Source organism: Martelella sp. K41-7 (assembly GCF_055808365.1).
In genome coordinates, this window is sequence record NZ_CM147867.1 from 2,384,326 (window position 1) to 2,411,266 (window position 26,941).

Annotated in this window: 23 protein-coding genes and 2 pseudogenes; 10 read left to right on the top strand and 15 right to left on the bottom strand. The window is 58.1% G+C overall.

The features are described 5' to 3' along the window. The first annotated feature begins 39 nt into the window (after nt 1–39). From AC0L7L_RS11320 to bglB, 4 genes and pseudogenes are all read left to right on the top strand, one after another. Nucleotides 40–1,093: pseudogene (locus tag AC0L7L_RS11320) on the top strand (translocation/assembly module TamB domain-containing protein). A gap of 71 nt (nt 1,094–1,164) precedes the next feature. Then, complete coding sequence (locus tag AC0L7L_RS11325) at nt 1,165–2,313, top strand: calcium:cation antiporter (RefSeq protein WP_473509063.1); 1,149 nt, start codon at nt 1,165–1,167, stop codon at nt 2,311–2,313. 47 nt (nt 2,314–2,360) lie between these two features. After that, entirely contained in the window at nt 2,361–3,491 is a 1,131-nt protein-coding gene (locus tag AC0L7L_RS11330; RefSeq protein WP_272212017.1) for a transporter substrate-binding domain-containing protein, read from the top strand. A gap of 157 nt (nt 3,492–3,648) precedes the next feature. Next, complete coding sequence (bglB, locus tag AC0L7L_RS11335; protein ID WP_473509065.1) at nt 3,649–4,773, top strand: beta-galactosidase BglB; 1,125 nt, start codon at nt 3,649–3,651, stop codon at nt 4,771–4,773. A 21-nt stretch (nt 4,774–4,794) separates the two neighbouring features. Here the strand turns inward: bglB and kdgR are convergent, their stop codons facing one another. The 10 genes and pseudogenes from kdgR to AC0L7L_RS11385 form a co-directional block, all read right to left on the bottom strand. Beyond that, entirely contained in the window at nt 4,795–5,583 is a 789-nt protein-coding gene (kdgR, locus tag AC0L7L_RS11340) for a DNA-binding transcriptional regulator KdgR (protein WP_473509067.1), read from the bottom strand. 256 nt (nt 5,584–5,839) lie between these two features. After that, nucleotides 5,840–6,931, bottom strand: coding sequence for an ABC transporter ATP-binding protein (locus tag AC0L7L_RS11345; RefSeq protein ID WP_473509069.1), 1,092 nt, complete (start codon nt 6,929–6,931; stop codon nt 5,840–5,842). A gap of 14 nt (nt 6,932–6,945) precedes the next feature. Continuing rightward, the gene (locus tag AC0L7L_RS11350; RefSeq protein WP_473513893.1) at nt 6,946–7,716 is read right to left on the bottom strand and encodes a carbohydrate ABC transporter permease; all 771 of its coding nucleotides are present in this window, start codon (nt 7,714–7,716) and stop codon (nt 6,946–6,948) included. 130 nt (nt 7,717–7,846) lie between these two features. Then, entirely contained in the window at nt 7,847–8,740 is an 894-nt protein-coding gene (locus AC0L7L_RS11355; RefSeq protein ID WP_272212023.1) for a carbohydrate ABC transporter permease, read from the bottom strand. Between the two features lie 66 nt (nt 8,741–8,806). Further along, nucleotides 8,807–10,090 (bottom strand): ABC transporter substrate-binding protein, encoded by a 1,284-nt coding sequence (locus tag AC0L7L_RS11360; RefSeq protein WP_272212024.1) that lies wholly within the window; start codon nt 10,088–10,090, stop codon nt 8,807–8,809. Between the two features lie 510 nt (nt 10,091–10,600). Continuing rightward, nucleotides 10,601–13,042 (bottom strand): family 78 glycoside hydrolase catalytic domain, encoded by a 2,442-nt coding sequence (locus AC0L7L_RS11365; RefSeq protein WP_473509072.1) that lies wholly within the window; start codon nt 13,040–13,042, stop codon nt 10,601–10,603. Next, nucleotides 13,000–13,254, bottom strand: a pseudogene (locus AC0L7L_RS11370) (glycoside hydrolase family 78 protein); the annotation flags it as partial. The gene AC0L7L_RS11365 and the pseudogene AC0L7L_RS11370, both read right to left, overlap by 43 nt. Nucleotides 13,255–13,429: 175 nt before the next feature. Beyond that, nucleotides 13,430–13,834, bottom strand: coding sequence for an FCD domain-containing protein (locus AC0L7L_RS11375; RefSeq protein WP_473509074.1), 405 nt, complete (start codon nt 13,832–13,834; stop codon nt 13,430–13,432). Further along, nucleotides 13,818–14,099, bottom strand: coding sequence for a GntR family transcriptional regulator (locus tag AC0L7L_RS11380; RefSeq protein ID WP_473509076.1), 282 nt, complete (start codon nt 14,097–14,099; stop codon nt 13,818–13,820). Before AC0L7L_RS11380 ends, AC0L7L_RS11375 begins: the two co-directional genes overlap by 17 nt. A 65-nt stretch (nt 14,100–14,164) precedes the next feature. Further along, a complete protein-coding gene (locus AC0L7L_RS11385; RefSeq protein WP_272212029.1) occupies nt 14,165–15,061 on the bottom strand; it encodes a dihydrodipicolinate synthase family protein in 897 nt (298 codons plus the stop codon). Between the two features lie 139 nt (nt 15,062–15,200). Here AC0L7L_RS11385 and AC0L7L_RS11390 point away from each other — a divergent pair, with 139 nt between their 5' ends. From AC0L7L_RS11390 to AC0L7L_RS11400, 3 genes are read left to right on the top strand one after another with little or no spacing between them, the layout of a single operon-like run. After that, nucleotides 15,201–16,190 carry a sialic acid TRAP transporter substrate-binding protein SiaP gene (locus AC0L7L_RS11390; protein WP_473509078.1) on the top strand — a complete coding sequence of 330 codons (990 nt, stop codon included), beginning with the start codon at nt 15,201–15,203 and terminating at the stop codon, nt 16,188–16,190. Between the two features lie 6 nt (nt 16,191–16,196). Further along, nucleotides 16,197–16,703 (top strand): TRAP transporter small permease, encoded by a 507-nt coding sequence (locus AC0L7L_RS11395; RefSeq protein WP_272212031.1) that lies wholly within the window; start codon nt 16,197–16,199, stop codon nt 16,701–16,703. A 14-nt stretch (nt 16,704–16,717) separates the two neighbouring features. Then, entirely contained in the window at nt 16,718–18,022 is a 1,305-nt protein-coding gene (locus tag AC0L7L_RS11400; protein ID WP_473509080.1) for a TRAP transporter large permease, read from the top strand. A gap of 88 nt (nt 18,023–18,110) precedes the next feature. Here AC0L7L_RS11400 and AC0L7L_RS11405 read toward each other — a convergent pair whose 3' ends face one another. The 4 genes from AC0L7L_RS11405 to AC0L7L_RS11420 are packed head-to-tail and all read right to left on the bottom strand — an operon-like array spanning nt 18,111 to nt 21,448. Further along, on the bottom strand, nt 18,111–18,539 hold the full coding sequence (locus AC0L7L_RS11405) for a VOC family protein (RefSeq protein WP_272212034.1): 429 nt from the start codon (nt 18,537–18,539) through the stop codon (nt 18,111–18,113). Nucleotides 18,540–18,554: 15 nt separating this feature from the next. Next, the gene (locus AC0L7L_RS11410; RefSeq protein WP_272212035.1) at nt 18,555–19,337 is read right to left on the bottom strand and encodes a FadR/GntR family transcriptional regulator; all 783 of its coding nucleotides are present in this window, start codon (nt 19,335–19,337) and stop codon (nt 18,555–18,557) included. A 7-nt stretch (nt 19,338–19,344) separates the two neighbouring features. Next, nucleotides 19,345–20,418: a Gfo/Idh/MocA family protein gene (locus tag AC0L7L_RS11415; RefSeq protein ID WP_272212036.1), complete on the bottom strand. Its 1,074-nt coding sequence runs from the start codon at nt 20,416–20,418 to the stop codon at nt 19,345–19,347. Between the two features lie 19 nt (nt 20,419–20,437). Further along, nucleotides 20,438–21,448 carry a Gfo/Idh/MocA family protein gene (locus AC0L7L_RS11420; RefSeq protein ID WP_272212037.1) on the bottom strand — a complete coding sequence of 337 codons (1,011 nt, stop codon included), beginning with the start codon at nt 21,446–21,448 and terminating at the stop codon, nt 20,438–20,440. 715 nt (nt 21,449–22,163) lie between these two features. On the opposite strand from AC0L7L_RS11420, the gene AC0L7L_RS11425 reads away from it, so the two are divergent. The 3 genes from AC0L7L_RS11425 to AC0L7L_RS11435 all read left to right on the top strand — a co-directional run bounded on the left by AC0L7L_RS11425 (nt 22,164) and on the right by AC0L7L_RS11435 (nt 24,464). Then, a complete protein-coding gene (locus AC0L7L_RS11425; RefSeq protein WP_272212038.1) occupies nt 22,164–22,304 on the top strand; it encodes a hypothetical protein in 141 nt (46 codons plus the stop codon). Between the two features lie 440 nt (nt 22,305–22,744). Then, nucleotides 22,745–23,233, top strand: coding sequence for a hypothetical protein (locus tag AC0L7L_RS11430; RefSeq protein ID WP_272212039.1), 489 nt, complete (start codon nt 22,745–22,747; stop codon nt 23,231–23,233). Then, nucleotides 23,226–24,464 carry an HlyD family secretion protein gene (locus AC0L7L_RS11435; RefSeq protein WP_473509083.1) on the top strand — a complete coding sequence of 413 codons (1,239 nt, stop codon included), beginning with the start codon at nt 23,226–23,228 and terminating at the stop codon, nt 24,462–24,464. The genes AC0L7L_RS11430 and AC0L7L_RS11435 overlap by 8 nt, the downstream gene beginning before the upstream one ends. Nucleotides 24,465–24,588: 124 nt before the next feature. On the opposite strand, the gene parC is transcribed toward AC0L7L_RS11435, so the two are convergent. Further along, a complete protein-coding gene (parC, locus tag AC0L7L_RS11440) occupies nt 24,589–26,868 on the bottom strand; it encodes a DNA topoisomerase IV subunit A (protein WP_272212041.1) in 2,280 nt (759 codons plus the stop codon). Between the last annotated feature and the right edge of the window lie 73 nt (nt 26,869–26,941).

Sequence of the window (26,941 nt, forward strand, 5' to 3'; positions counted from 1 at the left end):
AACGACATACGCGGCCGCGTCACGCTTTCCGGCGACCGCATGGTCGTGGAAGACATCACCGGACGGCTTGCCGCCGGCGGCACGCTGAAAATCAGTGGCAGCGTTGCCCTTACAGGGGATTTTCAGTCTTCCCTGCGGCTTGACACCGAAAATGCAGTGATCAATGACGGACAGCTGCTGACAACTACGGCCAATGGCAATATCTCGCTTAATGGCCCTCTGCTCGGTCAGCCAACGGTTTCAGGTCAGATCAACCTGGCCAGAACGGCCATCGTCATTCCAGACCGTCTGCCGGCGTCGATATCGGAAATCAATATTGTCCATGAAAACGCTTCGCCTGCCGTGAAACGACAGGCCGCAGCGCTGGCCCCGCAACAAACGACCGATGCACGATCATCTGTGAACCTCGACATCACCGTTTCGGCGCCCAATGCGATCTTTGTCAGGGGGCGCGGTGTGGACGCTGAACTTGGCGGCTCTATTCGTGTCGCCGGCACGACCGCAAACCCGATCATCACCGGCGGTTTCGACCTCATCCGAGGTCGCTTGTCCATCCTCAGCCGACGGTTCGATTTCGACCGCGGCCGGATCACCTTCGGCGGTGCACTGGTTCCGCTCATCGACCTGCAAGCCCGAACGACGGCTGGTTCGACAGCTATCACAATCTCGCTTCAGGGCGTTGCAACCGACCCGCAAGTAAGCCTCAGCTCCACGCCCGCGCTGCCGGATGACGAGATCCTGGCGCAACTGCTCTTCAACCAGTCGTCTTCCGGACTATCGGCGTTGCAGATTGCCCAGCTTGCCGATGCCGTAATTCAGATGACCGGCGGCACGGATCAGTCGCTGTTCGGATCGATTCGCGATGTACTAGGCATCGACAATCTTGACGTCTCTACCGATCTCGGCCGGCAATACGGCTGTCAGCGTCGGGAAATACCTGAACAGCAATACCTATGTTGAGGTCGAGCAAAGTCGTGACACCGGCACCAGGGCCAGCGTCAACATCGATATCGGGCGCAATTTCATCGTCAAGGGCTCGGCCGGCTCTCGCGGCGAGGCTAGCGGCGGTATATTCTACGAAAAGGAATATTGATCGCTTCAGAAACGACTATGCCGCAGCATGCCAGTATAGCATGATAGGCTTCAAACTTGGGGAGGCGCGGCTTGAACACTTCGCGACAGCACATATCCAAATCCGCGCGCTACCCTTCTCTTCGCCAGATCGCGAAGAGCGAGTGGATCCTCGGCATAGCTCTGCTGACAAGCCTGATCGTGATGCAGTTTGATGATGTGCTGATGGGCAATCTTCAAAACCGGACGAAGCTTGTGGCTGTCATGGCTTGGCTGTTCATCGTGATTCTGGCAGCTGCCATCGGCGTCGTCCGTCACGCCGAAGCCCTTTCGGTACGCTTGGGAGAACCGTTTGGAACGCTGGTGCTGACGCTCTCCATCACCGGAATCGAGGTCATGAGCATCACGGCGGTCATGCTGCACGGGGAAAACAACCCGGCCCTCGTGCGCGACACGCTGTTTTCTGTGGTCATGATCATCATGGGGGGCATGCTGGGCATATCGCTGCTGCTCGGCGCGCTCCGGCATCGCGAACTCACATTCAACCTTCAGGGCGCGAGTGCCTATCTGAGCGTCATCATTCCGATGGCCGTGTTCAGTCTGATCCTGCCGGACGTTACCCAATCCACACAGGGCCCGACCCTGACGGCCCTTCAGAAAATCATGGTGGGCTCCATGTCGGCCGGACTCTATCTCATTTTCCTGATGATCCAGACGGGCCGGCACCGCGGCTATTTCGCTCAACCGGTTGAGGACGGAGACCAACAGGTCCAGCACGAAACCGCAGGCTACCCGCTTCTTTTTCATGTTGTCATGCTGTTGTGCTACATCATACCGGTGGTGTTTCTTGTCGAACATTTCGCCAAACCGGTCGACTATGTCATCGAGACACTCGCAGCGCCCGCCGCGCTCGGTGGAATACTGATGGCCGTTCTCGTGACAACGCCTGAAGGCATCGGCGGGGTACGCGCGGCGCTCGGCAAACGCCTGCAGTCCTCGGTGAACATCTTCCTCGGGTCCGTGCTTGCGACCATCGGCCTGACCGTCCCGATCATGCTGGTGATCTCGAGCGTGCTCGGCCTTGACCTGGAACTGGGGCTCGGACCAACCGAAACCCTGCTGCTAATCCTCATGCTTGCCGTCAGCATTGTGACTTTTTCCAGCGGTCGTACCAATCTACTCCAGGGCGCAGTGCACTTTCTGATATTTATCGCATTTCTGCTCTTGAACTTTACTGGCTAAGCGACTTTTCCGCTGCCACTGGGATGATTGAAAGGAACGCATAGCCAATGACCAACGCAGCGAAAACACGATTATCGCGGGTGAGACAAACGCTTCTGGTCAGTCTCTTCCTCTCAATGGTTTTCACCGCTCTGGGCGCAACAGCCGTCTGGGCGCAAGACAGCGAGACGCCACGCGAAATCCGGGTCGGCTTCCGCATCCTGCCACCATTCGTGACCCGCGACAGTGAAGGCAATTTTGGCGGCATGGCCACCGAACTCTGGAAGGAAATCGAGGTCGGTCTCAATGTCGCTCCCACTTATGTGGAATTCGAAACTGTCGCCGATCTTCTGGCAGCCGTCCGGGCGAATGAGCTCGATGTCGCGGTCGGTGCCATCTCCATTACCGAGGATCGCGCTGAAGTTGTCGATTTCACCCAGCCCTGGTTCGATTCAGGGCTCAGGGTCATGGTCGACGACCGGGCGTCGTCTTCGCTCGCAAACATCTGGACCGGTCTCGCCGAAGCCGGTTTCCTTCGCTATTACGCTTGGCTGCTCGTCTTCATCGTTCTGGGCACGGTTGGGCTCACCTTCTTCGACCGTCATTTCGACAAGAATTTTCCCAGACGCTGGCGCGATGGCGTGGCTGAAAGCTTCTATGCGGTGATGCTGGTGGTGACAAAGGGCTCTCTTCCGAGCCGGACCAAACTCTTCGGCTGGCTGGGGCGAGTCTTTGCCGCTTTCTGGCTGATCATCGGCATTGCTGTCGTCGCCTATGTCACCTCATCGGTGACCAGCGTCATGACCAACATCGCAATCTCCGGCAGCGTGACCGGTCCGGACGACCTTCCCGGTCGCACAATAGGCGTGTTTCAAGGCTCCACCGCCCAAAATCTGGCCCGGCGCGAAGGTTTTGATTTCGTGACCTACAAGAACATGGACAGCGCGGTCGACGGCTTGGCCAACGCCGAAGTCGACGCACTGGTCGCCGATGCGCCGATCCTAGAATATTTCAAGGCCCAGAACCCGGGGCTCGGTGTCGATGTGGTTGGCAGGCTGTTCGCGCCCGAAAAATTAGGATTCGCCCTTCCCTACGGCCAGGATACATTGATCTATCCGGTGACCGTTCGCCTGCTCGCCCTTCAGGAGAATGGCTACCTGCAGGACCTCGCCCAGCAATATTTCGGCGACGAACGATAGAGCGCTGCAGGCTGTCCCTGAAACGCTTCTACATCCGTGTGAACGCTTGCAGGAGCAGCGGCCATGCGAGCGCCCAGTGCGTGTCGACGCTTGCCGCGCAAAGGCAATTGTGGTCTGTGAATCACCGCACAAGGCAAACACGGGCTGGGGGAACCAAATGGCGATAGATCCGCTTCTGGCGCAAAAGGCGCATTTTATCGAACGGGACGCAGTCTGCGCACTGATCGAAAAACTTGCGAACAATCTGGTCAACATCGAAGATGAGACCGGAGAATTTCTGCTCCGTCTGGAAGATGGCCGGGTGATCGACACCAAGGGCTGGGCCGGCTGGGAATGGACCCACGGCATCGGGCTCTACGGGCTGTTGAAATACCATGAGATGACCGGAAGCGCACTGGCGCTGGACATTATCACCCGCTGGTTTTCCGAGCGCCTCGCAGAAGGCCCGCCAACCCGCAATGTCAATACAGTCGCGCCGTTCCTGACGCTCGCCCACCTCTACGAGGAAACGAAAAACCCGGTTTGGAAACCCTATCTGGAAAGCTGGGCCGAGTGGGTCATGCATGACATGCCGCGCACCGAAGAAGGCGGCATTCAGCATATCGTCTACAATTCGGTGAACCATCAGCAGATGTGGGACGATACGCTGATGATGACCGTGCTGCCGCTCGCCAAGATCGGCCTCGTGCTCAACCGGCCAGACTATATCGAAGAGGCGAAATATCAGTTCCTGATCCACACCCAGTATCTTGCCGACAGCAAGACCGGGCTCTGGTATCATGGCTGGACCTTTGACGGGAACCACTGTTTTGCCAAGGCGCTCTGGGCGCGCGGCAATAGTTGGGTCACGATTGCCATTCCCGAATTCATCGACCTGCTGAAACTTTCCGAAAGCGACCCGGTCGCACGGCACCTTGCCGCAACCTTCCGCAGGCAGGCGCGTACGCTGAAAGAAACGCAGGCCGCATCCGGACTCTGGCATACACTGATCGACGATCCGGACAGCTATGAGGAGAGTTCGGCCGCCGCAGGCTTCGCCTACGGCCTTCTGAAGGGTGCGCGGATGCGACTGATTGGGCCGGAGTATCTCGAAACTGCCGAGCGGGCGGTCAAAGGCGTGGTCGACAATATCAGTGCCGATGGCGAACTGCTGAATGTCTCCTTCGGAACCGCCCTGGGACAGGACCTCGACCACTACCGGCAGATCAAGCTCACCTCCATGCCCTACGGACAGGCGATGGCGATGTTTTGCCTCAGCGAATATCTTCGGCAGTATCTGTGAGAGCAGAAAGCCTCGCGCCGTTCACGCGACATAATAGCCGAGCGCCTGCGAGACATCGAGCGTTGCCGATTTCAGCAGCGCAACATATTCGTCCTTGCGGGCAACATCGAAACGAAACAGCGGAAAGGCAATGCTGATCGCGGCGATCGACTTGCCGACATGGTTGAGCACCGGCGCGGCGATGCAGCGCACACCGGCCTCACTTTCCTCGATTTCTTCCGAATAGCCCAGCGTGCGCACCTCGCGCAGTTGCTCGCGCAGAACCGCCTTGTCGGTTACGGTTTTGGGGGTGGTGACTTCCATCTCCATCGCCGCAAGCCGCTCCTCGATCTCCTCATCATCACGAAACGCCAGAAGCGCCTTGCCGAGCGAGGTGGAGTGAAGCGGATTGCGTTTACCGAGCGTGGAGTTCATCGACAGGCTGTAGGTGGAATCATACTGGTGGATGTAGACCACACGCTGTTCGCGTCCGTCGAGAATACCGAGATTGATCGATTCTCCCGTGGCCCGTGACAGCCTCCCCATGGCCTTGTCGGCAACGCGCAGGATATCGGCCTGGCTCTTCATGGTCTGCGCCGCCAGACTGAAGAGGCGTGGTGTCAGCTCATAGCGTTCGCTTTCCTCATCCTGCGCCACATAGCCAAGCTCCATCATGGTATGCAGCAAACGGTGCGTTGTGCTTTTTGAGGTCATGGCGCAATGGGCAATATCGGCAAGGGCAGCACTACGGCTGTCCGCCAGCGTCTCCAGAACAGCAAATACCTTGAGGACGGCGGCCACATTCTCCGTTTTCGGCCCTCTATCTTTCATCCAAATGCTCCACCTGTCGCATAAGCCGCAAACCGGCCCTCGCCTTCAAAGGTAATGCGCTGCCTCACAAAGGCCGCAGCACCTTCTAGTACCTACTTACCGCCTCGCCTAGCCTTTCGGGCGGCGAAGCGAAAAAACGCCTCGGCCCTCCGAGGAAAGACAGAGCATAACCGCCGCCGCCCTCATGCCCGAAATCAGAACAGAGTGTCCGGGTCTTTAGTAGCGGCGGCCCGCAGGTCAGGCAGCCCCCCTACACTCAGGCAACAAGCGTTTCACCGAGCATCAGCCGCTGGCCGTCTGCATCGAAAAGATGCTGATCGGCGGGATCATATCCGACCCGAACCACCTCCCCGACACGATGCTTTTCCATCTGGTGTGTCTGAAAAATCAGCGGTGTACCGGACGGAAGATCGACATGAACGATGGTCTCGCTGCCGAGATATTCGACAAGACGGACCCGTCCCTCGGCCTGCACCGAGCCGGAATCCAGCTTGATCGCTTCTGGACGGACACAAACCGTCATGCGCTCATGGCCCTCGGCCAGTTCCGGTGGCAGCGGATAGGTGCCAAAATCACCCAGATTGAGCTTTCGATCCGCCCCTGTCCCCGTAACCGTCGCATCGAACATGTTGATCTTCGGCGACCCGATGAAGCCGGCGACGAACAAATTTGCGGGCTTTGTGTAAAGCTCTTCCGGCGTTCCCACCTGTTCGATGCGCCCGGCGCGCAGCACCACAATCCGGGTCGCGAGTGTCATCGCTTCAACCTGGTCATGGGTCACATAGATCATCGTGGTCTTCAGGCGCTCGTAAAGGCTCGCAAGTTCCACCCGCATCTGGACGCGCAGTTCGGCATCAAGGTTCGAAAGCGGTTCATCGAACAGGAAAAGCTGCGGCTCGCGCACGATCGAGCGGCCGATGGCGACACGCTGTTTCTGGCCGCCGGAAAGCTGACGGGGCTTGCGATGCAGCAGCGGCTCGATCTGCAGGATCCGCGCCGCCTCATCCACCCGCCGTTCGATCTCGGCACGGTCCATTTTCAGGTTCTGCAGCCCGAAGGCGAGGTTCTTGCGTACAGTCATATGCGGATAGAGCGCGTAGGACTGGAACACCATGGAAAGCTCGCGCTTGGAAGCGGGCAGGTCGTTCACCACCCTGCCGTTGATCGCGATCGTTCCGTCGGTGATTTCCTCCAGACCGGCGATCATGCGCAAAAGCGTCGATTTTCCGCAGCCCGACGGGCCGACGAGAACCAAAAATTCACCATCGTGGATTTCAAGATTGAGGTCGTGCATCACCGACAGCGTACCGTAGGATTTGCCGACTTTTCTGAGTTTGAGTTCAGCCATTTTTCAGCTCCTACTTATTTCATGCCGGATGTCGCGATGCCGCGAACGATGAGTTTCTGGAAAGCGACGAAGAAGATCACCACCGGCACCAGCGACAGCACCGACATTGCGAACATCTGTCCGAAGGCGGATTCACCCTCCTGCGCGATAAACAGTCTGAGCGCCAGCGGCACGGTGTAGTTCTGGATGTCGTTCAGATAGATCAGCGGCGCCAGGAAGTCCTCCCAGACCCAGATCATCGAGAAAATTGCCGATGTCGCAAGCGCCGGCAGCGACAGCGGCAGGATCACCGCCCAGTAGATCTTGAAGCTGGAGCAACCGTCGATCTGCGCCGCCTCGTCAAGCTCACGCGGGATCTGGCGGAAGAACTGCACCATCAGAAAGATGAAGAACCCGTCGGACGCTAGAAAACGCGGCACGATCAGCGGCAGATAGGTATCGACCCAGCCCAGTTTCAGGAACATCACATATTGCGGGATCAGGACGACGTGATAGGGGATCATCAGCGTCATCATCATCAGCCCGAAGAAAAGCCGTTTTCCGGTAAATTCCAGCCGCGCAAAGGCATAGGCCGCAAACGAGCAGGAAAACAGATTGCCGAGCACGCACAGAACCGTGACGATCGTCGAGTTGCGATAGAAGATCGTAAAGGAAACGGGCAGCGCTTCCCAACCTTCGGAGTAGTTGCTCCAGTTGAAGGTCGACGGCCAGAGACCGAGACTGCCGAAAATCTCGTTTTCCGGCTTCAGCGAGGACGCCAGCAGCCACAGCAGCGGATAAAGCATGATGAAGGAGAAGAAGATCAGGAAGATGTGCTTGAACAGCCGCGCACGCCTCTCCCGCTTGTTCTTTGCAAGCCGATATTCATGGGCGACCCGTGCGGCCTCATCAAGCTCCTTCTCGGCCAGCGCGGCCTCAGTCGCGTTCATTTTCATAATGCACCCAATATTTCGAGGTCGCGAAGGCAAGCGCCGTGAACAATCCGATGATCAGCAGCAACACCCAGGCCAGCGCGGAGGCATAGCCCATGCGGAAGAACTTGAAGGCCTCGTTGAAGAGATAGACGGTGTAAACCAGCAGGCTGTCGGCCGGACCGCCCGTGCCGTTTGAAATGATGAAGGCGGGCGAGAAGATCTTGAACGCCTCGATAATCTGCAGCACCAGATTGAAGAACACGACCGGGGCGAGCATCGGCAGGGTGATGGCGTAAAATTTCCTGAACCGCGATGTCCCATCGATATCCGCCGCCTCGTAGAGATCACGCGGTATGCCGCGAAGGCCTGCAAGAAAGATCAGCATCGGCGCACCGAACTGCCAGATCGCCAGAATAATCAGCGTGTAGATCGAGGTCGAGGGATTGGTGATCCAGCCCACGCCCTGAATGCCGACGACGGCCAGGACCTGGTTGACCACGCCGTCAATCGAGAACAGCTGCCGCCACAGGATCGCGATCGCGATCGAGGCGCCGAGCAGCGACGGCAGGTAGAAGATCGCCCGATAGAGCCCGATCGTCCGCAAGCCCTTGTCGAGCAGCATGGCGACGCTCAGCGCCATGATCAACCTGAGCGGCACGGCAAACAAGACATAGTGGAAGGTGACTTCCAGCGTTTTCCAGAACCGCCGGTCGCGGGTGAACATGTAGATATAGTTATCGAAACCGGTCCAGCGCGGATCGCCGACCATGTCATAGCGCGTGAATGACAGGTACAGCGACACCAGGATCGGACCGATGGCAAGCAGGAAAAACCCGAGCAGCCACGGCGTCAGGAACATGTATCCGGAAGCGTTGCGCGCTTTCGTATTCTTCATCGAACCACTCTTTCAAACGGGATTCCGGTCCCCGGACGAAAGCGGGGACCGGTCTGTGATCGCTTGTCAGCGGGCGCGATCGATGATCGCCTGGGCGTCGTCGACGAACACCTCCGCTGCCTGCTGCGGCTCGATGTCGCCAAGCACAACATTCGTGGCGGCACGGATGAACGCATCACGCACTTCACCGGCGCCCTTGGGTTCGGGCGGCGGCAACGTGCCGACCTTGTCCTGGATCGCGTTGAAGTAATCCACAGAGACCCTTTCGGCGGGCGTGAAATCGGGCGCCAGCGCTGCACGGACATCGGGGTTGGCGGGAATGCCGCGCTCCAGGCCGAGGACCTTGGTCGCTTCCGGATTGTTGATCCAGTCGTTCATGTACATGATCGCGGCTTCAGGATCCTCGCTGTCGCGTGTCAGGCTCATGAACATCGAAGGCTTGATGAACTGGCCCGGGTCGCCGCCTTCCTTGTGCGGCACCATGGCGGCGCCGACCGGATCCTGCATCAGCGCCTGAACGCCGACGATCTGGTTCGACCAGAAGTTGGATATCGCTGTGTCGCCCGAAACGATGCCGACGTCCGACATCGGCAGGTTGGCATCGAGCGACTTGTCGGCGGAGCGCAAAGCGCCCTCGGCCCTCAGGTCGCGCCAGAACTGCCAGTAGTCGGCAATGATATCCGGCGTAACGGTCACATCGCCATCCGGACCGAAGAAGCTGCTGCCGTTCTGGCGAATCCAGACTTCGCAGACTTCGAGAACCACCGAGCAATCGTCGGAGCCCTTGACCTTGCCGCCGGTTGCCTCAGTGATGGTCTTGCAGACGTCGGCAAACTGGTCCCAGGTCCAGTTGATCACATCCGTGTCGGCTACGCCGGCTTCCTCAAAGATGGCCTCGTTATAAACAAAGACCTGGCTGTTGGAGCCAATGTTTAGGGCGTAGAGCTTGCCGTCGACCATACCGCCCTGCAGCGGCCCCTTGTCGAAATTGGAAAGATCGAGCCCGTTGCCGATGAAGGGGTCGAGTTCCTGCAGCGCGCCGCGACGGACATATTCAAACAGGAAGCGATAGTCCATCTGCACCAGATCGGCCATGTTGCGGCCGGCGGTCTGGGTTGCCATCTTGGTCCAGTAGTCGCCCCAGCCGATGGTTTCGCCGGAAACCGAGATGCCGGGATGGTTCTTGTCGAAGATCTCGATCACTTCGAAGGTGCGTTTGTCGCGCTCCGGATTACCCCACCAGAAGTGGCGGATACTGCGATCCTGGGCCAATGCAGGCATTGCCGGAAGACCGGCGGCGAGCGCCAATCCGCCCGTGGTGGTCAGGAATTTTCTACGTGAAACGGCCATAAACTCCTCCTTTTCATGGCTTTTCAGTCTGCAGTCCGGAAAGGCTCCGGACCGTTGCGATATATTGTCAGTCGGCACCGGCGCTCACATTCAATGAAATATTGCGCGCCACAAAAACTCTTTTGAAATCAGATATATACGTCTCACAGCCATCAGAATTCGCCCAATACGAACACCGAAAAGCCCAATACGCGAACAGACCCGCCAAGGCCCGCTCCTTGATTTCAGAAAATCCTCCCTCTTAAAACGAAGCCGTATGCCCCGCCTCGTCAACCGACCGATCTGCGTCCTCCACGCAGGCCCCGGCCAGAGAAACGTGCTTCAGGAAGATACACATTAAAAATGCGCACCATTTTTTCTGAAACGGCATTCCATTTTTAAAAATACAACATAGCTACAGACAGATTGCAAGGCAAAAACCTGCCAACCTTGAGATACGTGCACATCACGGGGGTGCCGAGAAGTCCTTGTCACCGTAGCCCACAGTCGGAGGCACGCCACGTCACGGGTTCAGGCCGAAAGCCTGAACCGGAAAACATGCGATCCGGTTTGCAGCCGGCTTCGGCGCGCAACAACCGGCGCACCATCGACAACGATATCGCTGAGCCCGTCTGGAAGCACAACATCGGCCGTCACCGAAGGCGGCAACACAAGCTGCCATTCACCGTTGTCGCCCTCTATCCGCCAACGGCTTTCCACCATCCCCGTGCGGGCCTCGTAGGTTGCAGCAACATGCCCGATTCGGCGATCGAAAATCGGACGGGCCAGAACAGAACGATAGCCGGGATCGGCCTCGTTCCAGTCGATGCCGGCAAGGCGCGACCAGATCCACTCGCCGACGGCACCATAGGCATAGTGGTTGAACGAGTTCATGTTCGGGCTCTGAAAGCCACCATCGGGCGTCCACCCGTCCCAACGCTCCCAGATCGTGGTCGCGCCATGACGGATCGAAAAGCCCCAGGAAGGATAGGTTTCCTTTAGAAGAAGGCCCACCGCGTGGGCCGGACTGATATGATCGGCCACCACAGGGCAAACATGGCGAACACCGAGAAACCCGGTCTGCAAATGCCAGCCAGCGTCGTCGAACAGCGCTTCCAGCCGTGCCGCCGCCTGCTTTCGCTCTGCCTCCGGCAGGATCGCGAAATCGAGCGCCAGAAGATAGGCTGTCTGGGTATCGGAGACCAGCTTTCCATCACGCCAGTAGGCTGCAACAAAGGCCTTTCGGAGCTTTCGCCCCAATGATTGCCAGCGCGTGGAATCCCGGCCGGAGGTCGCGGCGATCTTGTCCATCAGGTCGGCGAGGTGCACCCAATAGGCCGTGGCAACAAGGAAAGGGTCGGTTTTCGGGCCGACGTTCAGCCAGTCACCATAATTATTATTGTTACGGTTGACGCGCAGGCCATCAGGGTTTGCGGCCTCGATATAATCCATCCACGCCACCAGCCGGTCATAGGTTCTGAGCAACAGCGCCCGGTCGCCATAGCGCATGAAGTGATGCCAGGCCATGATGATCGGACCATCGCCCCAGCCGGGCGCGCCGGGCTGCGGGGTCAGACGATAGGGGTTGAGCGGCTTGGTCGGTGCGACGTCGGGAAAAGCACCTTCCGCCGACTGCCCGTCGGCAAGATCCTCCATCCACTTGGTCAGAAACGCCTCTACATCCATGTTGTAGCCGGCCGTGCGCCAGAACACCTGCGCATCCGCCGACCAGCCATAGCGTTCGTCGCGCTGCGGGCAATCAGTCGGCACGGAGAGGAAATTGCCGCGCTGGCCCCAGACGATATTCGACAAAAGCTGATTGACCAGCGGGCTGCCGGTTTCGATCATTCCCCGGCAGGGCGTATCCGTCTGGATCGCAATTGCCGTGATCTGCGGCGCATCGCTGACCTCGCCTTCAACCGTAAGCCCTGCATACTGAAAGCCACGGAAGGTAAAGCGCGGCTTGAACACCTCTTCACCCTCCCCCTTGGCGATGTAGATATCCTCATTGACCGCATAGCGCATGTTGTCGAGGTAGAGCGCACCGTCATCTTGCAGGCGCTCGGCAAACCGCAGCCTGAAGACGGTGCCCGCCGGGGCCTTCACCTTCAGCTCGGCATAGCCTGCAAGGTTCTGCGAAAAGTCATAGATTCGTATGCCGCCCTTTTCGTGCAGAAAGCGCCCTTCGAAACGGGCAATCTCGCGGGCGGGCTGCACCCGCTGGGCATCGAGCACCGGCGCACCGGGCTCGGGAACGAAAGCCTCGACCGGCTGCCATGCCGAGGTGTCGAAACCGGCCTGATCCCAGCCATCAATTTCCAGCCGCGCATCAAAGGCTTCGCCTGCCAGAAAGTCACTGTAGAGGATCGGCCCCTGCGTCGTCTGCCAGTCGCCGTCGCTGACGATGCGTTCAAGGCGACCGTCTTGATATTCGAGATGGATCTGGCATTTGAATGCCGGACGACCGCCGTAATGGTTGCCCGCACGACGCTGATTGTGGCCGATCCGTCCGGAATACCAGCCCTCTCCGAGGATTGCACCGATGACATTCTCGCCGGCGCAGAACATCTCGGTCACATCAAACGTCTGATATTCGACGCGGGTATGGTAGTCGGTCCAGCCGGGCGCCATGACATGGTCGCCGACCCGGCTTCCGTTGATCGAGAATTCGTAAAGCCCCAGCGCCGTGACATAGGCAAAGGCGCGGACAGGCCTGTCATCAAGCCTGACGGCGCGACGCAGATAGTCGGCGGGACGCGCCTGAAACCGGTTGTCATAGCGATTTCCCTGCGGCACATCGCGGCCAGCCGGCAGCACGATATAGCGGGCAATCCAATCCGCGCGCCAATCTTCGGCTCTGAGCCCGGAAAAAAACGCACTGGTGCCGCAAAGCCAGAGGCCTGGCCGTTCTCGTCCCAAACCTGCACCGACCACCAGATGGCAAGATCGGAGACCGGCGGCGGGCCATCCCATGTCACCCCCGGCCACGCTTCTTCCCGCTTGCCGCTGTCCCAGAGGTCACCTTTGCCTTGCGTCACGCTATCGGGATCGGTCCCGGCAACGACACGAAAAGCGCACTGCGCTTTCGCATCGCCGTCCAAGGCCCATGAAAATGTCGGCATCTCGCCATTCAGCCCGGATGCTTCATCCAGTGCGGCAACGCGCAGGCGAAAGGGTTTCAGCATATCTCTGTTCCCCGAATTATCTTACTGGATGTTAGTGTCTGTCCAAGAATAAAGAGAACGTTGGAATTCCGGTGACCGCCATCCTCGATCGATCCTGAAACCACAGTTTACGGCGCGGTTATATTGCATCGACACACTTTGAATTTCCGGCCTCGTTGAATTCTTGGACAGACACTTAAAGCTGCAGAGCACGGTTGCGCGCATTGCGCACATGCTTGTCCATCGCTTCAACGGCCGCCGTCAGGTCCCGCTTCTGAATGGCATCGATAACCGCCAGATGATCGCCGAAAGCCTCCGGCAGCACGGTTTCATTCAGTCGGATCCGGTCAAGCTTGATCAACCGCATACGAATAGCGTTGATGTTGTAGGCGCTACGCAAAAGCTCGTTGTCGGTGGCAGAAATCAGCAAGTTGTGAAACCCGGTGTCGACCTCCTGGCCGCGCGCCAAAAGCTCCGGTGTCGGTGCCTTGCGCACGGCATCAATGATCTCGATATGCAGCTTGCGCTGGCTTTCAAGCACTGTATCGGACATGTGCTGCACCGCGTGCATCACCGCTTCGCGCTCAAGCGCGGCGCGCATCTGAAAGGTATTGCAGAATCATAGAAAGATCGATTGCGGGTATCAGAATTCCGCGTTGCGGCAGCACACTGACGAGCCCTTCAGCCTGAAGTCGCGGCAGAAGTTCCCTAAGTGCGCCAATTGAAAGGTTCAGCATTTCAACGAGCGCACGCTGCGATACCATCTGGCCAGGGCGCAATTGCCCGCTCATCAGCGCATCCTGAAAAAGATCGTAGGCCGCATCCTTCACGCCCGCGCCACCGGCCTCGATTGCACCTTGTTTCACCACGGCTTTTCTTCCCTCTCCAAGTTACAGACAGTGCCCGGGCGCTGCCCTTGCCATCAACCGCCTCAGCTTGCGACCGGTTGCTCTACGGCTGCTGCATGAACCCTCTCCATAACGGCAGCGCTTGCCGGAGAAAGTGGCGGCAGCGTTCGTCTGAAGGCATCATCATTGCGCAGTTCGGAAACCAGCGCCTTCAAAACCACCGTTCCGCCATAGCCATCAACGGCCTCTATCCGCGCCTTGGCCCGAGCCCTGAGCGCATCGGTGACCGGTCCGGTATAAAGCTGGACTGTATCAGCGGGATAAGGGTTTGTCATACCACCGATCATACCAGCGCCGCCGGCAGCGACCATATCCGGCAGAATACGGTCATCTCCAGTGAAAATCGAAAGCTGCGGAAACGCTTCGATCAGCTTCAGCCCCTCGGAAAAGCTCCCGGTGGAATCCTTGATCCCGACAATACGCTTCCCGAATCGCTCAAGCATCACTTCCACCTGCGGCACGTCGAAGGTGACGCCGGAGAAGTGCGGGAAATTGTAGAGCACGATCTCGATATCCGGAGAATCGGCCCGCTCGATCATTGCCTCATAGAAATCGGCAACCGCCCCACGTGAAGAGGGTGCGTAATAATAGGGCGGGATAACGAGAGCCGCGCGCGCGCCGACCTCTGCTATTGCAGAAAGCATGCCTGCTGCTTCGTCAAGCGCGGAGGCGACAACACCCGGAATATGGCGCTTCATATCCATGCCTGCCTCAGCAAGCGCCCTCAAAGCTTCAACTTTCTGGCGGGTCGAGAAAGAAGCGCCCTCACCCGTCGTGCCGAACTCCGAAACAAAGGAACAGCCACCTTCGAGCATAAATTCCATATGAGACTTGAGGCGCTGGAGATCGATTTCACAAGCCTCTGTTACCGGCGTTACACAAGCTCCGACAACGCCCCTCAGATCACTTTCCGCCAGCATGATGTTCCTTCCCGGACGTTGATCGTATGGCTGATACAATCAGTATTTACATCAGTGATCGAAACCCGTAAAGTTGATTTTGCCTGCCGGGACATTTTGATAAATGAGGAGACCGGCCGACTTGTAGGGAGGAATGATTTTGAAGAAGTCACTTATCGCCAAGGCGCTGCTGTGCTCCGTGTTCATCGCGACGCCCGCTCTGGCCCAGGATCCGATCGAACTGAAAATGACCGTGCCGAGCGTGCCGACCGACCTGCACACCAAGGCTCTGCACGTGTTCAAAGACGCTGTCGAAAAGGAACTGCCCGGCACGTTCGATGTGCAGATTTATGATTCCGGCTCATTGTTCGGCCAGGGTGCCGACCTTGATGCGCTTCAGCGCGGCAATGCCGAAATGACCTATGTGTCCTATCAGCTGATCGCCGATGCTCTGCCGCAATACGGCCTGCTGACAGCCGGCTATCTTTTTCAGAGCCCGGAACATTACCGCACCTTCCTGGGAAGCGATATCGGCCAGGAATTCGAGCAAACCGTTTCCGATGAAATGGACATCAAGATTCTGGACGCCTGCTATCTTGGCACCCGCCAGCTGAACCTGCGCAACAAGATGGATATCCAGACCCCGGACGATCTTGCCGGCGTGAAGCTGCGTATGCCGAGCTCCGACGCATGGCTGTTTCTCGGTCAGGCGCTTGGCGCCAACCCGACACCGCTCCCCTTCGGCGAAGTTTATCTCGGCCTGCAGACCGGCACGATTGACGCTCAGGACAACCCTCTGCCGACGGTCGCAGCCGCAAAATTCTACGAAGTCACCGACCAAATCACGCTGACGTCGCACCTCGTTGACGCCATCAACTTCTCCGTCTCCAACACTTTCTGGGATGAACTGGACGACGCGCAGAAAGAGGCTGTCACCAAGGCCGCCAAGGCCGCCTGCGACTGGAACAATGCCGAGCGCGTGAAGGTGGAAGGAGATCTTGTCGCCTTTCTCGAGGAAAAAGGCCTTGCCGTGACGACACCCGATGTTGACGCGTTCCGATCCCATGTTCAGCAGGCCTATATGAATTCGCCGCGTGCGGCGGACTGGCCAAAAGGCTGGGTCGAACAGATCAACCAGCTGGCTGAGTGATCCGCCATGCCGGCCCGAGATACTGCCAATGCCCTACGAAAGTGGGGCATTTTTCTAAAGGCCGTCGCGGATGCCATCGGCGCCCTGTTCTTTCTGTCAGCGTTCGTCGGCTTCATCATCCAGATTTTCTACCGATACGTGATGAACCGGCCGCTGCTGTGGACCGAAGAGTTTACGATGATCGCCTTCATCTGGGCGGTATTCTGGGCGGCGGCCTTTTGCGTTCCAATCCGCGAGCATGTTTCCTTCGATGTCGTCTATGATATCGTGCCGGAGCGCGCACGCCGGTTTTTCACCATGTTCTCAATGGTGATGCTGATCGCGGCCTTTGCCCTCCTGATCCCCTATACTTGGGACTATCTCGATTTTCTGACACGCAAGAAGAGCTCGGTTCTCCGCATTCCGATGAACCTGGTCTATGGCTGCTATCTGTTCTTCCTGTTCGGCTTCACCGTGCAGGCGATCTGGCGACTCATACGTCTTTCCGGACCAAAATGGACCGAGGAGATCTGACGGGGATTTTTGACATGTCATTTCTGTCCGAGCATGCGCTGATCGTCATGCTGGTTATCATGGTGACGATCACCATCACAGGGCTACCCTTCGGTATCTCGATGATTGTCGCCAGCATTTTCTATCTTTTCCTGGCCGGGCGCGATGTCGGGCTCGCCGCCGAAAATGTGCTGAACGGCGTTTTCGGCAATTTTGTTGCGCTTGCCGTGCCCCTTTTCATTTTCGCCGCGAATGTGATGAACGAGGGCAAGATCTCCGACAGGCTGCTCGATTTTGCCCTTGCTGTGGTCGGCAGACTTCCCGGGGGCCTAGCGCAGGTCAACATCTTCACCAGCCTGATTTTCTCAGGTATGAGCGGTTCGGCGATCTCCGATGCGGCGGGCGTGGGCAAGATCATTACCGATATGATGATGAAAGAGAACCGCTATCCACGCGGTTTCGCGGGTGCGCTGACCGCAGCCTCCGCCGTCGTCGGGCCGATCTTCCCGCCATCGATCCCGATGGTGTTCTATGCCCTGATTTCTTCCACATCGGTGGGCGTGCTCTTCCTCGGCGGCGTCGTGCCGGCGCTCCTGATGTGCACGGTCATGGCGGTCGCAGTTGGCATCATGGCCAAGATTCGCGGCTTTCCGATTGAGGAAGCCGTTCCGTTCCGCGCCCTGCCGCTGATCATCATCCGCGCTTTCCCGGCGTTGTTGATGCCCATCATTCTGCTCGGCGGCATCTATTCCGGCATCTTCACCCCGACAGAAGCGGCTGCCGTCTCGGCGCTCTACGCCCTGCTGCTAGCCGTTTTCGCCTACCGGGTGCTCGGGCTCAGGTCCTTCTGGAACGTAGTCATCTCCAGCATGAAAACCACGGCTGTGGTCACCATGGTGCTGTGTGGCGCCTTCATCTTCAACTATGTGATCACCGTTGAGCGGGTGCCGCTGATGGTGTTCCAGGCGTTCGACAACTACCAGCTTGAGACCTGGCAATTCCTGATACTGCTGAACATCTTGTACCTGCTGCTCGGCTGTATCCTTGATGTCTCGACGATCATGTTGGTCGTCACACCGCTGTTCATTCCGACGGCGGCAGCGCTCGGCATCGACCTCAACCATCTGGGTATCGTCCTCGTCTTCAACATGATGATCGGGCTGATTACTCCGCCCTACGGCATATTGCTGTTCATCATCAAGGCACTGAACGGGATACCGCTTGGCGAGATGATCCGGGAGACATGGTTCTTCATGGCGATCCTGATCACCATGCTTATGGCGCTCACCTTCATACCGGCCCTATCCTTGTGGCTGCCACGCGCGGCGGGCATGCTCTGAGCCAAAACTGCGAATGCCAAAATGCATAACGGCCGGTCCCATGACAGGACCGACCGTTATGCATTTTGGCCCGCATGCGAAGCCGCCGTTACCGCTCCACAAGCTCGATCAGAATTCCGTCGGGATCGCGGCAGAAGGCAACCTTGCTGATGATGTCGCTGTTGTAAGCCTGACGCGGCGCCTCGACCATTTCCACACCGGCGACCTGCAGCTTTTGGTAAAGCGCCTCGACATCATCGAAGCAGAAGGTCAGGTGACGCAGGCCGGCCCGCCCGGCGGCAACATCCTCGGCCTGCAGCGCCCCTGTTGCCGGCCCCATGATCTCCAGCATGCCGTTGCCAGCATCGAGAAAGCATAGCTGATGGCCCGCCGGACCCCGATCGATCGGCCGGCCATCGGAACGCTCGTCACCGGAGCGCCGGACGACCAGTCTCAGGCCCAGCAGGTCGACGTAGAAATTCAGGCTTTTATCGATACTGCTGACGGTCATGCCGACATGCTCGATGCCTTTCAACATGGGTTCATCAACTCCTCATTCATCCGCATCGCCGGATGAGAAACGGCCAAGTTCGTCGGCCTTCAGCAGTTCATCCGTAACATTGGTGATATGGCGTTCCATGGCATGGCGCGCCGCTTCGCTGTTTCGCATCTTGAGTGCCGCAACGATCGCGTAGTGATCGCCGATCCACAAGGCCCTCACCTTCGGCGCATGGATATGGCGATGGACCCGCTGCCACATGCGCGAGGAATCGCGCTGGTCCCACAGGGCCTGAATCATCGACAGGATAATGGCGTTGCCGGTCATGTTGGCGATGGTCAGGTGAAACTCGCGATCCCCCTTCTCGTTCATGAACACTTCATCGGTTTCGAGCTGCATGTGCTCGATACACTCTTCAAGCTCCATGATGTCGTAGCGCGTGGCCCGCTCGGCAGCGAGAGCAGCGGCGCTCGTCTCCAGTGCAAGCCGTGCCTCCAACAGCTCAAACGGACCGGGGCCGATATCGGTGTTGAGCGCATCGAAGGAAAGCGTGTTGACGTGGGCCGGCAGCACAATGATACCGGCACGCCCGCGCACCTCGACAATGCCACGCATTTCCAGAGCGATGACCGCCTCACGCACGACTGTGCGGCTGACTTCCAGCTGTTCGGCAAGCTCGCGTTCGGACGGCAGATGCCAGCCCGGCGTCGCCTGGTTTTCCTCGATCATCCGGGCGATCCGCCGGGCAACGACCTGATAGAGCCGTTTGGCGGCAAGCAGGCGAACCTTGCGAGCGCCGCCTGCCTTCTCGTCCTCGTTCTTCGGTGTGTCCTGCACGCGTTTGCTATCCCTGCTCAGGCAGCCACGAGTTATAGAGCGGATGATCTGCTGTAATGGGCATCGGCGTTGGGCGGCCGGTGCGTGTCGAATGATAGGCAGCCGTGACAAGGGCCAGCGAGTTGCGGGCATCTTGCAGCGTCACGGGCGGCGCTTCTCCGGCCTGAAGCGCCTGATCAAACAGCGCGAACTGGCGTGCATAGCCGTCCGCCACCGGCACAACCGCGTCAAGCGCATCGTCGACCAGCCGCTGATGCGCTTCATCCTCTGCGACAAACCGCCAGGGATCGCGACTGACTTTATAGGGATCGCGGATACTCTCAACCGTCAGCTTCTCAAAGCAGAAGCGCAGTCTGGATATCTGCTCGCGGGAGCCGAGCGTCATCGAGAGCGAGGCCAGAGAGCCGTTCTGCATTTTCACCGCAAGTGCAGCCGTATCCTCGACCTCGATATCGTTGACCAGCGTGGAGCCATAGGCAAACACTTCCGCGCAGGGCCCATGGATATAATTCAGCATGTCGTGGGCGTGGATCGCGTGGCCGAGCAGCCCACCCCCAAGCTCCGTCTTCCATTTTCCGCGCCATTCAACCGCAAAATACGCCGGCGGACGCCACCAATGGGTCTCTATCGTGGTCATGAAGGGGCGACCGGTCAGACCAAGTTCGGTGAGGTGTTTGAGCTTCTGCAGTCCTGTCCCATAGCGGTACTGAAAGATCGGCATGCACGATTTCCCGGACGCCGCGGCGATCTCCATCATCCGGTCGACATCGGCCACAGAGCCGAACAGTGGCTTTTCGCAAATCACATGCTTGCCGGCCTCAAGCGCCATCCGGCTCAAATCGAAATGGCTATGCGGTGGCGTGCAGATATCGATGATGTCGATATCATCTCGTGCAAACAAGGACGCGGTTTCCTGAGTATATTCGGCAATCTCGTATTCATCGCAAAGCGCGCGGCCACGCTCTTCGTCGAGCGAGCAAAGCACCGGAACCTCGAAACGGTCGGCATTCGATCTGAAACCCGCGAGGTGCTGGGCCGCGATCCCCGAGCCGATGACTGCAACACGCAATTTTGTGGTCATGGTGTTCTCCCGGATCCGCTCAACACGCGGTGATGTTGTCCGCTTTCGACTGGGCTTCCAGCGACAGGCGGCATACTTCGAAGACGTGGCTCTGGCTCAGTGCGGTTTCAGTGCGGTCTCGCACATCCGCGACGAACTGATCGAAATACTCAATCGGCTCAGAGGAGCAGTCGAGATATTCCACACCCGACTGATTGACCAGATAAAGGTGGTCCTGGCCCGGTCGCCCTGCGATATCGACATATTTCCGAAGCTCGATATAGCCCTCTGTTCCCAGAATGGTGAGGCGACCGTCACCCCAGGTCGGCAAGCCGTCCGGCGTGAACCAGTCAACACGAACATATCCGCTGGCGCGGTCGCTGCGCAGGAGCACCTCGCCGAAATCCTGGAATTCCGGCGTCGCGGTTGTGCCGAAATTACCGATGCTGGATGCAGCGACCTCGCCCGTCTTTGAGACCGTGTAGAATAGAAATTGGTCGATCTGATGCGAAGCAATATCGACGATGATGCCGCCGAAGCGTTCGGGTATGAAAAACCAGTCGGGCCGCACACTCAGCGACTTGCGATGCGGGCCCATGCCGAGTGTCTGCACGACCCTGCCAATCGCACCCTCCGCAACGAGCTTGCCGGCCTTTACAGCGGAGCGCACGCAAAGCCGCTCCGAAAAGCAGATGGAAAAGATCCGCCCTGTTTTCTCAACCGTATCCCGCACCGCAGCGAGCTGATCGAACGTGGTCACACCGGGCTTGTCGACCATCACATCCTTGCCCGCTTCCATGGCACGTACCGCAAGGCCAGCGCGATCGGCGGGAATCGCGGCGATACAAATGACGTCTATTTCGGGGTTTTCGAAAATCGCGTCGCGGTCTATTGCCGGAATGTCTGGGTATTTTTGCCGGAAGTCCTCCAGCAGGTCAGGAACGGACGTCTTCTCACAATAGCCAACAAATGTGCAACCGGCCGCAAGCAACCCGTCGACGTGATTGAAAATATGCCCGTGATCGATACCCACGACCGCAAACTTCAGCATCAGTAAACACTCCTCGATCTGACCTGTAAACCGCGGTGGCCGGTCAACAAAGACCGGACTGGCACCGCGAAACCTCCCTCAGTTTGGACTGACCAGATAGAAAACCAGAAGCTCTGTCAAGTCGACCTTGTGGTCAACGCCCCATGAAGAACCACAACAAGACACTGTATTTAAACAGTAAAACATAACGATGCAGAAGTCTGGAATACTCGGTCATTTTTCTTTGGCCAGACCAAGCCGTTTATTCGATGGTGTTGGCTGATCTCCTCGCCGTCACATTCCAAAGCCCGGCGGCGGCGCACAAAATATGTTGAGCCCCGGATCACCAGAGCACACCCCGATTAAATAATAAAAAACTTAAAGCCGAAAAAGTAGGCATTATTAAATATAAATAAAATAATAATTATGTGTAATATTGCATTTCAACGCACCATTATTAATGTCGAAAATATTAATGAAGCTATTTTGTGTTCACCTGCAGTAGATGAAAATGTCAGCATCATACCAATGGTACGAAATTCTGCTGTGAACGCACATAGCACACACTGCGTGCACAAAATGCCATCGGCCTCGACGAGCTGAAACAGGCTGCACGATAAGGTTTTGAAACGCCCACAACCGGTTTTCCGCTGGTCAAACAGGGCGTGTGGAGGGAAGCATGACCAATACCACCGAACAAGATCGCAAAGCGAGATCCCCTTCAAAGGTAAGGAAAATGAGCAGCGGAGACCTGTTCGATCTGATCGATATCACATTGCAATTGTCCATGCGTCTTGGATACGCCGAGACGGCGAGCCACCTTTACCGCGCCTATGATGCGCTGCAGCCGTGCCCGAAGAACAGCACCGGTCCCTGAACCGCCCGTCGCATCACCAAAGCCAAAACATGCACCGAAAAAGCCAGCGGAGAGACTTCTCTTTGCGACCTTCGGTCTCCATTGCGGCATTCCCGCAATACGGTCGTGATGACGTCCTCGTCGCGACTAACAAAGCCATTCGCGACGTCACCATCACACAGCGCGACAAGCCGCATGCGACACAAAAAAAGCGATCGACACAGAAATAGCCCTCCCGAGGAGAACGACCGGTCGCGCAGGCAACCAAGCTGACCATGACCATCGATTCACTCGAATGATCGATTCTGCTGTTATTTAGCTATGACGTCGCCATAAATTTCATTTTATACTGGGTTTCAAGGGACAAAAAGGGCATATAATACGGTCTGACTGCGTGACAGCGTCTGACAGGCTTTCCGGATACACGCCTTCTGGGTTCAATCCGGGTAACGGGGGACAAAATGGAAGCAAATACAGTCGAGCATGTCGGATATCTGCCGATGTTCATCACCGGACCGGGTCAAACCGATGTCCTCCTTGTCGGGATGATCATTTTCACCATTGTGCTCGTCCTTCTGATCGGGGTGTTCTACCTTTACCTCCACTCCCTGCCGGAACGGATGGCGCACAAGAGCAACAGCGTTCAATTGCAGCTTGTCGGCGTTCTCGCGCTGCTCTCACTGTTCACACACAACAATATTTTCTGGGTGGTAGCGCTCCTGATCGTGGCAATTCGCGTTCCCGACTTTCTTACGCCGGTCAATTCCATAGCAGCTTCGCTGCAGCGCCTTTCGGGGACGACGACGTCCGTAGCCGAACGAGCCTCTCCTCCGGCTGCACCAGCCACACCTTCGCCTGCGCAGGCGACGCCTGACGAAGACGCTCATGCCACCGCGACGCCTGAGAGCGATACCGTCGATGCCGAACGGGAAGGAAAAGACAATGCTTGAACTGCTGTTCTGCTCTCTTTTCACAATCTTCCCGGATTACCTCTATCGCCGGTATGGTCAGAACAAGAAAATCGGCCAGGAAATCAATCTCTTTTCTGTTTGGTATGAGCTGCGCTGGGGAATTACCGGATGCGCAATGCTGACCATCATCCTGATCACCACCGTGTTTTTCTACCATCCGACGTCAACGGCGGTGACATCCTTCTTCCGCACCGTTTCCCTTCTGCCGGACGCGCCAGGCCGTGTCGAAGAGGTCTATGTTCGCACCGGTGACATTGTAGATGATGGCGATGTGATCTTCACACTGGACGACCGCCAGCAGCGCGCAGCAGTCGATGCCGCAAGGGAAAAAGTCGCTGAGGTCGCGGCTCAACAGACAGTCGCGCGCGAGGAACTCGCTGCGGCCTCTGCGTCGGTGGAGCAAGCCCGCAGCGCGCTGCAACAGGTCCAGACGGAATTGGATCGCAATCTCGGACTGCAAAGCCGCAATCAGGATGCTGTCTCCCAGCGGGTTGTCGATACCCAAAGCAGTCGCGTCGAAGAGCTGAAAAGCGCGGTGGATGTTGCGCTGGCTCAGAAAAGGACGGTCGAAGTTCGTATCGAAGCCCTGTTACCGGCCCAGAAAGGCAATGCCGAGGCCTTGCTGCGCCAAGCCGAAGCGGAACTCGACAAGCGGACAATCCGAGCCAGTGTCTCAGGCCGCGTCCAGCAGTTTCAACTCCGGCCCGGCGATATCGTCAACCCGTATCTGCGACCGGCCGGGATCCTCGTGCCGGAAGAGCCGGAGGGCGAGTTCTTCGTTGCCGGCTTCGGGCAGCTCACGGCTCAGGTCATCCACCCAGGCATGATCGGCGAGTTGTCCTGCGCCACCAACCCGTTCAACATCGTGCCGGTGGTGGTCGAGAGTGTACAGGATGTGATCGCAGCAGGACAGTTTCGCCCATCGGATCAATTGGTTGACGCCGTCGAACGCACCAGCAAACCAGGCTCGGTGCTGGTGCGCATGAAGGCTCTATACAAAGGGCAGGACGCTGCGATACCACCGGGCAGTTCCTGTATTGCCAATGTTTATACCAATAATCACGATCTGTATGACAATCCGGATATCGGCACCGGCAAGAAGATCCTGCTGCACGTCATCGACACAGTGGGCATTCTGCACGCCGCATTGCTCAGACTGGAAGTGCTGATGTTGCCGGTCAATCAGCTGGTCTTTTCAGGCGGACATTGACCCGGGCACCATACTGGCCCGGGGCTCAGTCCCGGGTTCTTCTGGTCGGCCGCGGACCGTCGGCCCGCCCCGTCAAACAAATCTACGGCGCAATCATGCCAGTACCAGCCTGACAGACATCACCTCACCCGCGAAACGTACCATTGCGCGGGAACCCCTTCGGCGCGATCCTGCCGGCCATGGCGCGGTCGCCGCGCCATTCCAGCAGTTCATCCTTGCTGCGGGTGTGGGTACGGCCGGCGCTGTCGGTCCAGGTAAGACCGTCTTCGAGCACAAAGCACTTGGCGTCTGACAGGCCACCATCCTTGTAGCGCTGCAGGCGCACGCCCTTTCCGCGGGTCATCTCGGCAATCTGAGACAGCGGGAATGTGAGAAGCTTGCGGTTTTCGCCGATGACGGCAACATGATCGCCGACGACAGGTGTCAGCAGCTTCACCTCTGCAGGCATGGTGACATTCATCACCTGCTTGCCCTTGCGGGTGTTGGCAACCATTGCATCCTCTTCGACCACGAAGCCGTTTCCGCCGGTCGATACGATCAGCAGTTTGCGGCCCGGCTCATGCACGAAGGCGGTGACAACGTCCTGTTCGGCCTCGATATCGACCATGATGCGCAGAGGCTCGCCATGGCCGCGCCCGCCCGGCAGCTTGTCAGCGCCGAGTGTGAAGGCCTTACCGCCGGTGGTGACGATCACCAGCTTGTCCGTGGTCTGCGCCGGGAAGGCGAGTTTCAGGCTGTCACCATCCTTGAACGACACGCCGGAGGTGTCGACATGCCCCTTCAGCGCCCTGATCCAGCCCTTTTCCGAGAGCACGATCGTGACCGGTTCCTTCTCGATCATGGCCTGATGGATCGCCTCGACATCGGTTTCGGGCGCGTGGTCGAATGTCGAGCGCCGGCGGCCAAGCTCGGTTGCCTTGGCGAAGGTCTTCTTGACCTCGCCGATTTCCCAGGCGACCGTCTGCCACTGCTTTTCTTCCGACGCGAGCAGTGCCTCGATACCGGCCTTTTCAGCGGACAGCGCGTCGAACTCCTTGCGGATCTCGATTTCCTCGAGCTTGCGCAACGCACGAAGCCGCATGTTGAGGATCGCCTCGGCCTGCACGTCGGTAATCGACCAGCGGGCGATCATCACGGCCTTAGGCTCATCTTCCTCGCGGATGATCTTGATGACCTCGTCGAGGTTCAGATAGGCAACCAGCAGGCCACCGAGAATTTCCAGCCGCCGGTCAATCGCAGCCAGCCGATGGTTTGAGCGGCGCTGCAGCACTTCGCGGCGGTGGCCAAGCCACTCCTTCAAAACAGCGACAAGCCCCATCACCTTGGGCACCTTGCCCTGGGACAGCACGTTCATGTTCATCGAAAACCGCTGTTCCAGATCGGTCAGCTTGAACAGCGATTCCATCATCAGTGCCGGATCAACAGCGCGCGATTTCGGCACCAGAACAACGCGGATGTCTTCAGCGGATTCATCCTGAATATCTTCCAGAAGCGGCAGCCGGCGGGCAATCAGCAGCTCGGCGATCTTCTCGATCAGTCGTGATTTCTGTACGCCATAGGGAATTTCGGTGACGACGATCTGATAATTGCCGCGTCCGAGGTCTTCCTTCTCCCACCGCGCGCGGGCGCGAAAGCCGCCGCGTCCGGTTTTGTAGGTTTCGACCATCGAGTCGAAATCCTCGACGATGATCCCGCCGGTGGGGAAATCCGGCCCCTGGATCATGTTGGCCTTGGGGCCATCAGCACCTGGCAGCGTCATCAGATCTTCGACATCGGCTTCGGGATGCTTGATCAGGTGGATCGCCGCCTCGCACAGCTCATGCGCGTTGTGCGGCGGGATCGAGGTTGCCATACCGACGGCAATGCCGGTGGAGCCGTTGGCAAGCAGGTTCGGGAAGGCGCCGGGCATGACCACCGGCTCCTCGTCCTCCTCGTTATAGGTCGCGCGAAAATCGACAGCATCTTCACCGAGGCCCTCGATCATCAGCGCCGCCACATCGGTCATGCGCGCCTCGGTGTAGCGCATCGCCGCTGCACTATCACCGTCGATATTGCCGAAATTGCCCTGACCATCGACCATCGGATAGCGTTGGGCGAAATTTTGCGAAAGCCGCACCAGCGCATCGTAGATCGAGGCATCGCCATGGGGGTGAAACTTACCCATGACATCGCCGACAATACGAGCGCACTTCTTGTAGGCCGCGTTGGGACGGACCCCGATTTCGCTCATGCCATGGATGATGCGGCGGTGGACGGGTTTCAGCCCATCGCGCACATCCGGCAGAGCACGGTGCATGATTGTTGACAGCGCATAGGCGAGATAGCGTTCTTCCAGCGCCTTGCGCAGGTCCACGGCATCGATGTGGTTGTCGCCGTTATCCGGCGGAAGAATTTCATTTCCCATGCAGTTCTGTTAGAGGATGCAACCTCGCGCCGCAAGGCGCGTGATATCTCAATCCCCTGAAAACAAGGGGGTC

Excerpts from the sequence above, each read along its gene's own strand:
- AC0L7L_RS11330 (WP_272212017.1), top strand. The coding sequence starts at position 2,361 with ATGACCAACGCAGCGAAAACACGATTATCGCGGGTGAGACAAACGCTT.
- bglB (WP_473509065.1), top strand. The coding sequence starts at position 3,649 with ATGGCGATAGATCCGCTTCTGGCGCAAAAGGCGCATTTTATCGAACGG.
- kdgR (WP_473509067.1), bottom strand. The coding sequence starts at position 5,583 with ATGAAAGATAGAGGGCCGAAAACGGAGAATGTGGCCGCCGTCCTCAAG.
- AC0L7L_RS11345 (WP_473509069.1), bottom strand. The coding sequence starts at position 6,931 with ATGGCTGAACTCAAACTCAGAAAAGTCGGCAAATCCTACGGTACGCTG.
- AC0L7L_RS11350 (WP_473513893.1), bottom strand. The coding sequence starts at position 7,716 with ATGCTTTATCCGCTGCTGTGGCTGCTGGCGTCCTCGCTGAAGCCGGAA.
- AC0L7L_RS11355 (WP_272212023.1), bottom strand. The coding sequence starts at position 8,740 with ATGAAGAATACGAAAGCGCGCAACGCTTCCGGATACATGTTCCTGACG.
- AC0L7L_RS11360 (WP_272212024.1), bottom strand. The coding sequence starts at position 10,090 with ATGGCCGTTTCACGTAGAAAATTCCTGACCACCACGGGCGGATTGGCG.
- AC0L7L_RS11365 (WP_473509072.1), bottom strand. The coding sequence starts at position 13,042 with ATGGGATGGCCCGCCGCCGGTCTCCGATCTTGCCATCTGGTGGTCGGT.
- AC0L7L_RS11375 (WP_473509074.1), bottom strand. The coding sequence starts at position 13,834 with ATGCGCGCCGCGCTTGAGCGCGAAGCGGTGATGCACGCGGTGCAGCAC.
- AC0L7L_RS11385 (WP_272212029.1), bottom strand. The coding sequence starts at position 15,061 with ATGCTGGCGGAAAGTGATCTGAGGGGCGTTGTCGGAGCTTGTGTAACG.
- AC0L7L_RS11395 (WP_272212031.1), top strand. The coding sequence starts at position 16,197 with ATGCCGGCCCGAGATACTGCCAATGCCCTACGAAAGTGGGGCATTTTT.
- AC0L7L_RS11400 (WP_473509080.1), top strand. The coding sequence starts at position 16,718 with ATGTCATTTCTGTCCGAGCATGCGCTGATCGTCATGCTGGTTATCATG.
- AC0L7L_RS11405 (WP_272212034.1), bottom strand. The coding sequence starts at position 18,539 with ATGTTGAAAGGCATCGAGCATGTCGGCATGACCGTCAGCAGTATCGAT.
- AC0L7L_RS11415 (WP_272212036.1), bottom strand. The coding sequence starts at position 20,418 with ATGACCACAAAATTGCGTGTTGCAGTCATCGGCTCGGGGATCGCGGCC.
- AC0L7L_RS11420 (WP_272212037.1), bottom strand. The coding sequence starts at position 21,448 with ATGCTGAAGTTTGCGGTCGTGGGTATCGATCACGGGCATATTTTCAAT.
- AC0L7L_RS11425 (WP_272212038.1), top strand. The coding sequence starts at position 22,164 with ATGAGCAGCGGAGACCTGTTCGATCTGATCGATATCACATTGCAATTG.
- AC0L7L_RS11430 (WP_272212039.1), top strand. The coding sequence starts at position 22,745 with ATGGAAGCAAATACAGTCGAGCATGTCGGATATCTGCCGATGTTCATC.
- AC0L7L_RS11435 (WP_473509083.1), top strand. The coding sequence starts at position 23,226 with ATGCTTGAACTGCTGTTCTGCTCTCTTTTCACAATCTTCCCGGATTAC.
- parC (WP_272212041.1), bottom strand. The coding sequence starts at position 26,868 with ATGGGAAATGAAATTCTTCCGCCGGATAACGGCGACAACCACATCGAT.